Annotated in this window: 12 protein-coding genes; 6 read left to right on the top strand and 6 right to left on the bottom strand. The window is 37.0% G+C overall.

Annotation, left to right across the window (positions count from 1 at the left end):
* The coding region (locus ACSLUK_RS19790) for an IS110 family RNA-guided transposase (RefSeq protein ID WP_448550526.1) at positions 1-1,000 on the bottom strand (1,000 nt) is incomplete at its 3' end.
* 184 nt (positions 1,001-1,184) lie between these two features.
* Here ACSLUK_RS19790 and ACSLUK_RS19785 point away from each other — a divergent pair.
* The gene (locus ACSLUK_RS19785) at positions 1,185-1,490 is read left to right on the top strand and encodes a hypothetical protein (protein ID WP_448550525.1); all 306 of its coding nucleotides are present in this window, start codon (positions 1,185-1,187) and stop codon (positions 1,488-1,490) included.
* A gap of 146 nt (positions 1,491-1,636) precedes the next feature.
* On the opposite strand, the gene ACSLUK_RS19780 is transcribed toward ACSLUK_RS19785, so the two are convergent.
* The 4 genes from ACSLUK_RS19780 to ACSLUK_RS19765 all read right to left on the bottom strand — a co-directional run bounded on the left by ACSLUK_RS19780 (position 1,637) and on the right by ACSLUK_RS19765 (position 3,457).
* Entirely contained in the window at positions 1,637-1,993 is a 357-nt protein-coding gene (locus ACSLUK_RS19780) for a S1 family serine peptidase (protein WP_448550524.1), read from the bottom strand.
* 140 nt (positions 1,994-2,133) lie between these two features.
* Positions 2,134-2,391, bottom strand: a complete 258-nt coding sequence (locus tag ACSLUK_RS19775) for a hypothetical protein (protein ID WP_448550523.1) — start codon at positions 2,389-2,391, stop codon at positions 2,134-2,136.
* A 543-nt stretch (positions 2,392-2,934) separates the two neighbouring features.
* Positions 2,935-3,204 carry a Txe/YoeB family addiction module toxin gene (locus ACSLUK_RS19770; protein ID WP_448550522.1) on the bottom strand — a complete coding sequence of 90 codons (270 nt, stop codon included), beginning with the start codon at positions 3,202-3,204 and terminating at the stop codon, positions 2,935-2,937.
* Positions 3,185-3,457: a type II toxin-antitoxin system Phd/YefM family antitoxin gene (locus ACSLUK_RS19765; RefSeq protein WP_448550521.1), complete on the bottom strand. Its 273-nt coding sequence runs from the start codon at positions 3,455-3,457 to the stop codon at positions 3,185-3,187. The genes ACSLUK_RS19770 and ACSLUK_RS19765 overlap by 20 nt, the downstream gene beginning before the upstream one ends.
* Before the next feature lie 168 nt (positions 3,458-3,625).
* Between ACSLUK_RS19765 and ACSLUK_RS19760 the strand changes: the two genes are divergently transcribed.
* From ACSLUK_RS19760 to ACSLUK_RS19740, 5 genes are all read left to right on the top strand, one after another.
* Entirely contained in the window at positions 3,626-4,003 is a 378-nt protein-coding gene (locus tag ACSLUK_RS19760) for a nuclear transport factor 2 family protein (RefSeq protein ID WP_448550520.1), read from the top strand.
* A gap of 99 nt (positions 4,004-4,102) precedes the next feature.
* Positions 4,103-4,339 carry a helix-hairpin-helix domain-containing protein gene (locus ACSLUK_RS19755; RefSeq protein ID WP_448550519.1) on the top strand — a complete coding sequence of 79 codons (237 nt, stop codon included), beginning with the start codon at positions 4,103-4,105 and terminating at the stop codon, positions 4,337-4,339.
* A 497-nt stretch (positions 4,340-4,836) separates the two neighbouring features.
* Positions 4,837-5,250 carry a GIY-YIG nuclease family protein gene (locus ACSLUK_RS19750; protein WP_448550518.1) on the top strand — a complete coding sequence of 138 codons (414 nt, stop codon included), beginning with the start codon at positions 4,837-4,839 and terminating at the stop codon, positions 5,248-5,250.
* Between the two features lie 148 nt (positions 5,251-5,398).
* Positions 5,399-5,728: a hypothetical protein gene (locus ACSLUK_RS19745; protein ID WP_448550517.1), complete on the top strand. Its 330-nt coding sequence runs from the start codon at positions 5,399-5,401 to the stop codon at positions 5,726-5,728.
* A 6-nt stretch (positions 5,729-5,734) separates the two neighbouring features.
* Positions 5,735-6,100 (top strand): hypothetical protein, encoded by a 366-nt coding sequence (locus ACSLUK_RS19740; protein ID WP_448550516.1) that lies wholly within the window; start codon positions 5,735-5,737, stop codon positions 6,098-6,100.
* Positions 6,101-6,353: 253 nt separating this feature from the next.
* Here ACSLUK_RS19740 and ACSLUK_RS19735 read toward each other — a convergent pair whose 3' ends face one another.
* A complete protein-coding gene (locus ACSLUK_RS19735) occupies positions 6,354-8,183 on the bottom strand; it encodes a PKD domain-containing protein (RefSeq protein WP_448550515.1) in 1,830 nt (609 codons plus the stop codon).
* Between the last annotated feature and the right edge of the window lie 544 nt (positions 8,184-8,727).

Genomic DNA, 8,727 nt, shown 5'->3' with positions numbered 1-8,727 from the left:
TCAACATAAAATAAACGCAGCGCCCGAGCTTATGCGCAAGTGCAGAGAGTGCTTTTGCTTTACTCATTCGCTTTTGTAATTTTTCAATATATTGGTTGGCATTTGAATTATGCCGCAACAGGAGAACGGCGGCTTCAGAGAATGCCCATTTGAGATGGGCGTTGCCGATTTTATTTCCTTGAGTACCGTAGGTTTTGCCAGCAGATTCAGCCTTGCACTTCACAAGGCGTGCGTATGACGCAAACTTTTGTACAGAAGGAAATCGGTCGATATGACCAATTTCATAGATAATCGTTAATGCGAGAATGCGACCAATACCATTAATCGTTTGTAGAATACGTAAATGAACGGGGTTATGTTGCTTTGCCATTTTTTCAATATAGTGCTCAAGGGGCTTGAGTTCTTTTTGGTAATAGTCGAGTAGCGCCATATCTAAATTAATCGAGCGTTGGACCACAGGGTCAGGGAAGTAATGGCGCATTTTTTCTCTGTCACAGACATTTTTTAAATTAACATTGTGAGCAGGGAGATTGTATTGACTTGCGGTATTAGCAACATGAGCTTTTAAATCAGCGCCATGACGAACAATTTTGGTTCGTCGTCTAAGTAAATCGCGTGTAGCGCGCATTTCCTTGTCGTAAACGTAGGCCATTGGAAAGTTGCCTCCACGGATAAGTTTAGCGATTTTATAGGAATCAATTTTATCGTTTTTTGCTTTACCGCCATGGATGGCTTTCATATACAAAGCATGGCCGAGAATAAAATCAATGTTGTGCTGCTGACAAAAGTCACAGACCCAATACCAGCAATGCATACATTCAACGCCGACAACAATATTGCCGAGGTAAGGATTTAACAGTTGAAGTAAAGCTGCGGGGTTATCTTTAATCTTTTGGTGTACGAGGATGACGCCTGTATCATCAATAATACAGACATAAAGTAGTCTGGCATGTAAATCGATACCACAGTAATACGGATGCATGTTATTGTAGAAATTCATTGAGCTTTCTCCTATTGGTTTGCTTACCTTGAAGCTTAGTCAATGGCTAGCTTCAGGGAGGAGGCTCAATGAGTATCAAGAGAATGAATTGTGATTCGCTAAGTCTTTCATTTTTAGTTGCAAACAGCGCAATAAAATTGCCAAACTACGCTCACACATTATTCAGGCGTTAGTTGGCAATGAAATGTCAGAGTTAAGTTCAAATACAAAGTCCTTAGTTCATAAACTTTATAAATCCGGAGAGGCACGAGAGATCTGTGACATTCTGGAAAATAAACTGGCCGCTGAGATACTTGGTTGTAGTGGGTGGACACCTAAACAAATGGAGCGTATACATTTTGCAGCATTAAAGTTGGCTATTAACTCTGAATCTGGTTTAGATAATGTGCTTGAGCTTGCTACAAGGGATTGGCGAGATCTTCTAGTAGTTGCGGGTTTTGCTGAAGACTTGGATGCACACGAAGAATGGTATGAGTCGTTTGCCAACTAACGAGCGCATTAAAAGAACTTAAAATCATTGGCTTATTTGTACTAGCTCAGATCAAGTCTGAGCTAAATTTTCTCAGCCCAAATAGTAAAATTCGGGCTTTTGGTAATTATTGATGCAATTCGAAGTGCCGTGTTCTTTGGGATAAATCAGTTTGGCAACTTGTTAAGGATTTCTCGCAAGTAATTTAATGATGCATGTGTATAGTCAAATCCAACTCCAGACTTACTTTCCCGAGTAGTAGAAACTATACCTACAACCTTATTATTCTTATCAAGCACTGGGCTGCCACTTAAGCCAGATATAATTGCGTCACTAAATGGAGCGACTCTTAGGTTGTGATATTCCACTTCAATGAACTTTCCTGGGTACTTATCTTGAGAGCAAGTTTCTTGAGTTTCATAAGTGCAACCGTATGCTGTTAATAATTCACCTGCTTTTAGAGGAGTGTCCCTTAACTCAAGTATCGCTAAGTTTGATTTGTTATCTTTTACTTCAAATACCAACCAGTCTTTAAACAGTATTTTTTCATCAATTAATTCAGTTCTATCGGCATTAAGTAGTTTCCCTAAAGTAACATAACTGTTGCTGTTTTTATTTGGGTGAATCCGCCACTCCTTTAATTCATCTTGTAAGTAAACAGAAGTTAACGAAGGGTTTTTTCAACCATTAAGGCATGTTTAACGGTAACTGCAAATAATTTTTCATTAAAACTAATTAGAAAAGCATTACCTGCAAACGCATTATCATATTCTGCATTATTAAATTTTACTTGATTGATGCCAGAAAACTGTTGTTCCTGTATAGCATTAGCTTTTCCTGTCAAAAGCAATGTAGAAATAGCTATTGATAGTAATGTCGATTTAAATTTTACATTATCAAGTTTTATTGATTCGAACTTCATTTAACTTTACCTTCCTGTATATGGTTTTATTTTCCAAAATGCGTTAACAATTCATTAAGCTAAGCTTATGACAGCTAATAACTTTTTTGGTTCCACATCGTCCTGCCTTTAGCTTGACTACGGTACACGCTGTTCTGTAGTTGCAATTTGATTTGCGTTACGAGCTACTTAGAATGAGTAAATGAATCACCCACACTTAATAAATGAAAGTTTAAATTACTTGCAGCTGACATGAATTCAGTGAATAAAAGACAACATTTGGCTAGCTATGTAATTTGATAAAATGGCTTGTATCTATTGGGGGGATAGTCAATTTCTTGATATTAAGTGATTCTTCTAGAAGTAATCTTTTACATATCGAGGAAAACAAGTTTTCGAATAACTAATAGGTTCACTATGTAGAAATACGCTAACATTGATGACTTAGTATTTTACTGGTAAGTTTCTAAAATTATTAGATTAATGCGAGAGTTTGAGCATTGGCAATTAGGTGTTTTCGACAGTTTATTTAGGTGTTCACGCTAATTAAACTGTTATGCTTTTCTAATGATTGTCGTAATACCCACCAATTGCGAAAATATAAATATATTCATCATCAAATTTGTAAATCAATCGATCTTTTTGTGAAATCCGTTTTGACCATAATCCGGATGAATTATGTTTTAAAGGCTCTGGTTTGCCTAAGCCAGAGCTAGGATCTGTTCGCAACATTTCTTCTAAAATCTTACATAAAGACTTGTGTAATTTTTTATCTTTCTCCCATAGTTGCTCATATTCGAGCCAAGTTTTACCTTCAAAGATTAGCGATCTCATCTAGTTGCTCTTTTGTTGGTTTATAACCTTGGTTTGTTGTATGAGTTTTCATTGATTCTGCAATTTGTTTTATTAAGCTAGTGCTTTGTAATACATGCAAAGTTTCTTGCTCGCGTTCCCAGTCGTCAGCGCTCATTACAACAAAGTCGTCATCGGCACGTCTGGTAACCTTTAATGGCTCGTGCTCGTTAACTGTTTGCTCAACATAAGATTTTAAATTGTCTCTAAATTGATTTACGCTTATGCTATTCATAATAAATTGACCTTTATGTACGGTAGTGCCGCACGGCGTAGTTTAAAAAATATACAAGTCAATGAATCAAATTCGCCATAGCATGTCATGCCATTTGCTGAGCAAATCGCCCGCCAGCACTTGGCTCACTTATTATTGAAGCATTAGCAGTTGTTCCATGGAGTTAGGATGTACAAAGTATTATTGTTAGTTTTATTCACGTTTTCTTGTAGTGGTGGTGAAAAGCAACCTTTATCGATAATAAACGAGCATCAAGAGTTTTTAGCTCAAGGTGACTTAACAGCAGCTTTGAAATATTGGCAACCATCTAAAAGGCAAGAGTTAGCCGGCTTAGGTTTTGAGGTTGTAGCTTCAATGTTTTCAGATTTAAAACTCGAGTTCTCTTCAATTAAACAAATTTGTGTCAAAAATGAATGTACAGTATCAGGAGATGCTATTAAAGCGGGTGAACTTCTACAAGTTACTTATACATTGGTTAAAATCGACGATGTATTTTACTTGTCCAATATTCAGTCCAAGAACACAGCTCAAGAAAATGAATCGTGATTCGCTAAGTCTTTCATTTGTGGTTGCAAACAGCGCAATAGAATTCCCAAACTACGCTCACACATTATTCATTGGTTATGTGTCTTAAGGAGTTCTGGTATGGCATTTAGTGAATCCGAAAAAATCGCCCTACTTGAAGTGAGGGGCGTTGGACCTACGGTAGTTAAACGTTTTGAGGAAATAGGTGTAGATTCTTTTTCTGAGTTAGCAAATTATGAGCCAAAAGAAATTGCTGAAAGAGTGGCGTCTATGCTCAGAACTACTTGCTGGAAGAATAGTCCTCAGGCCTTGTCGGCAGTCAAGTCTGCAATAGACAGGGCAAGGCAAGGATTATAGATGGCGGCGCACCCACACAACAATCGGTTGTTGTCGCCCCTTTGTAGCTGAGAGGGGCTTTCCGCCGCATCTCAGCTACAAGGCCGCTCCAAGACAAAGCGTTATATGCTGTAAGAGGACGTACAATGCATTCATATTTACTTATTTTTTCTTTTAAGTCTGTGGTTAAAGCAATGAGGAGTGTGTTTTTAGTCACATTTCCGCTTATCTTATTTATTTTCTGTATGGAAGTTACCTTCGATTTGTTAGAAGGGAAACCTGTATCCGGCTTTTTTACAGCAGAATTTTTAATTAATCTGTTAACTCATAAGCTAATGGTATTTATCTATTCAGTAGTATTTATTGTTTCATTGTTAAATAGTTTTAGTACATTAAGGAACGAGCAAAAGCAACATAACAAGTAAATAAGAACTTAAAATCATAGACTTGCCGCGGAGCCGCAGTGTAGCCTATAGTTTTCTGCCTATTGTTATAGTGTTATGCAGTCAAGGAGTTACATGAAACCTAAGAGCTCGCAACAGGATAAGTGGGAAAAATCTCCTGGATATTTATATATCATAGGTGCGGGGGAGCCAGTATCGGCTATTAAAATTGGTGTAACCGTACGACACGGGTTAAAAAGTAGATTACGTGCTCACCAAAGCTCTAACCATGAACCTTTGAGAGTAATGAAACTAATAATTTTTGATGATCATGAAAGGCCTATGATAGCAGCGGAAAACAAAGAAAAAGAATTACATTTGAGGTTTGCACATCTTCAACGCTTCCAAAAAGGTTGGGTTGGTTCCGAATGGTTTACGGTGTCAAATGAGCTCTTGGCTTTCGTTGATAAAATTGGACTCTCACCTAATGAACTTGATGAAATAGAGTCATTAGCAAAGTTGGGCCCTGGTATGTTAAATACCGTATAACAATAGCATTAGAGTGAGTCGTGATTCGCTTAGATTCGTCATTTTAGTTACAAACCACGCACTAAAATTGACAAAATAGGCTACACAATGTCGAGGCGTCAGCTGCGCCGTCAAAAAGACAGTACAATTCAATAAATAGGGAAATTAAATGCTTCGAATCATCGCTTATTTACTTATGTTACTTTGCTCTAGCAACGTGTTTGCTACGGCTCAAACACCAGATTACTTAATGTATCAAGGGAAAAAGTATCGTCTACATGCCAATCCACTCGAAGAGCTTTTTTTGGAAAAGGAGGAACTGAGGCCTAAATCAGAAATCATTTCTAGCGCAAACTGGCGCGGATATATCGCTACGTTTTCAATTAGTGAAGACGCTTTAGTTGTTAGCGATATTACTATCAGAAAGCCCGAACCTAACAAGGAACGTAGGTACTTGAATGAATCGGTGTTATTAGACGTATTCCCTAATGAAGATTAACGTAAAATGAACTGGTTCTCAGGTTTGTTGGTTATCCCGCTTGGTGAACAAACAGGATATGTGCATCTATCTTATACTTCTAGATACGAAAATTACTTACTTATACGAATTAAGGATGGGGTAGTAGTAGAGTCTGAAGAAATGGATCTCGACGCCTATATGGATTTTAAATCTCGCCAATTTGAGGAGTTTAAATCCACGCCTGAGTATAAAGCACTTTACAAAGAATTGAGCGAAGGAAGTGAGCCTGGAGAGGATTTTGATTTAGAAGGGTTCATATTTCAAATGGGAGAGTTTACTCACAAAATAGACATTCCGTTCAAATCGCATGATAAGCCAAAAAATTCAGCCGTTGTCAGTAGCAACGATTAGTTAGCCGTGAGAGGTCTTGCACTCAAGCAAAAAGTGAATAGATCTCATTATGTTAAGCTAGCGTAAATCTCTGAATACTCTCAACGGGATAGTGACAAACAACATATACCACTGTCCCGTTTTCTAAATAGTATTAGCTCCATAATTTTCTCAATTATGAGGAAGCTACTAAAGATGACCTAGTTGTTCCTTATTTATTCTCAGGTATCAATTTATGTGTTGCCATTAATTAAGTTATTTTCATAGCTTAATACTATTCCTTTTTGACATTTTCTATCAAGTAAACCTTGTTATCTTGCCATGCAACTACGTCCAGATCACCATCGTTTTCTATGTCATGAAAAATATACCCTTGATATTCAAAGTCGCCTGGCAACAATTGCTGCACTTCTTTGATTGTGGGCCTTTCCACCAATTCATTATATTCATAATGAATCAACGTTCCTTCTTCTTTGTTGAAGTCGAAAAAATATGGGGTACCTTCTCCATATATATCAATAAAGTGAGAAATGTAATCGAATGATTTACGTCGGTTTATGGTATCTTCAAAACTGTACCAACGCATCCCAGAGACCGTAGACAAATCATCAATGAACGAAGGGGTTTTGTACGTTAATACTAAGTCATTTTTGCCGTCTAGATTAACATCAGCCAAGAACAAATCTTCATATATGCCTAGCTCATTCTCTAATAATTCATAGTTTGCAAAATTGTCAGCTTCTATTTTTTTTGACCACTCTAATCTAAAAGATGGTGTGTATATTAAATCTGGGTGTTCTTGCAGATCGACGGCTCTAATAATGTCCGTGTTACCATCACTATTAATGTCTAGTATGGCATTTATAAAGTGATATTCATGAAACCACCAAAACTGCCAAATACCGCGAAATTTATCAGCTAATTCATAGGTAGTTGTTAATGGACTATAGAGATACCAGTTTCCTGCAAAGAATAAATCGGCATAACCATCATCATTAATATCTTTTGCTTTTAGACTTAAAAAACCAGTAGAACGTTGTGCGCTTTTTTCTAACGGCTTGTGCGAAGAGTCTAGATCCTCAGGCCAAACCGAAATACATTCAAAAGTATGAATAGTTTGAGATTCAATAAAACCGTTGGCACTACCTAGCAGAAGAGTAACATCAAAGACTCTCTCAAACGTATCACAACGACTGTAATCAGCAGTTGCCTTTTCAGTAACCACAAGCGCATCAACAAAACCATCATGGTTAAAATCTATAAAACGATCCGCCCCAGATATACTTTTTGGTAATGAAAAATCAGTGTCAGCTTTTAAATTTCCATCAAGGTATTTCATTGCTAATGGCGATGAAAACGAAGTGACACTCAATACGCCTGTATAATCAACTATATCGTATATGTTTTCTTCTTGCTCGTATACCAGTCTAGGTTGAGAGAATTTGGGTGATACAACTTCACCTACTACAGTTATTATTTCACTCGATGAATTGTTGTCTTCATCGGTTAACGTGAGTGTAAAGGTCGTCTCAACATTTTGATTGACTGCTTTAGGAACATTAAATAACGCTGATGTATCATCAATTAATTCAATATTATATTCTTGCAGATCATTTGACGTTAGGGTTACCTTTGATATAGGTTCACTTTGGATGATTTGCCAGTTGAGCATGGTAAATGCCCCGCTTGCATTCTTAATTTCAGTTGGCACTGTGAAAGTTGGTACTTGTGATATTGGTTGAACAGTGACTTGAACATTTGCTGTAGATGTTTGATTGCTATTATTCGTAACTTTTACCTCAAATAAAAGCTCCTTCACTCCTTCACTAAGTAACAATGAAGGCGCATTGAAGCTAGCCGTTTGCGTATCTGCCGATAGTAAATCTACCGCTGGCCCAGAACTTTGTTTCCATTGATAACTTTTTATGTCATTACTATTTTGTGCAGTTACAGTCAACTCAACGTTTGTTCTTTCATCAACAGTTATCGCTTGGCTAACGGTTAAAATTGGCGCAGTGCCTAAAGGTTTCTCTTTACTTGAGCCACCACAGCCTGCAATTGCTATGGCGAAAAATAGAAGATATCCATTAAATTTTTTAAACATTATTCACTAATCCTTTGATTAAAAATTTTTATTCCTGGCTAAAATGTTAACTTAAAAGCATTAACCTCTTGCTGATGAGGGAAATATAAATTGCTAGAGTAGCGACAGAGAAATGCAGGCCAAATATCTATGCATCTGCCTTTGAGAGAAAACACTCCATGTTTTAAGCATCTATAAAATCAATATATATCTGTGAGTTAATCCTGAATATATTTTGCACATCTAAATAAAAAAAGGCAATTCATTTAATTTTATCAATGAGCAACTTATACCATTTCAATTGAATATTAGATGGCAACAGCAAAAGTTAGCCAGCAAGGCTCCAAGATTAACAATAGGCTATTTCATCGCACAGCTAATTCAGGAAGTGGCTTTTTTAGCGATTTATACTTTCTTACTTTTAATCCAAATAACGGCTGTAGTGGCATAGTTAATTTGGCCACCTGATTAGAGGTGTTAATATACACCTTATGAACTTACAGGTGAAACAATGACTAAAAGAACCAGACGTACATTTAGCGCAGAATTCAAACTAGAAGCTGCC

Source organism: Thalassotalea fusca, assembly GCF_053485835.1.
The sequence above is the reverse complement of the archived record's forward strand: the minus strand, read 5'-3'. Positions and strand labels throughout refer to the sequence as shown.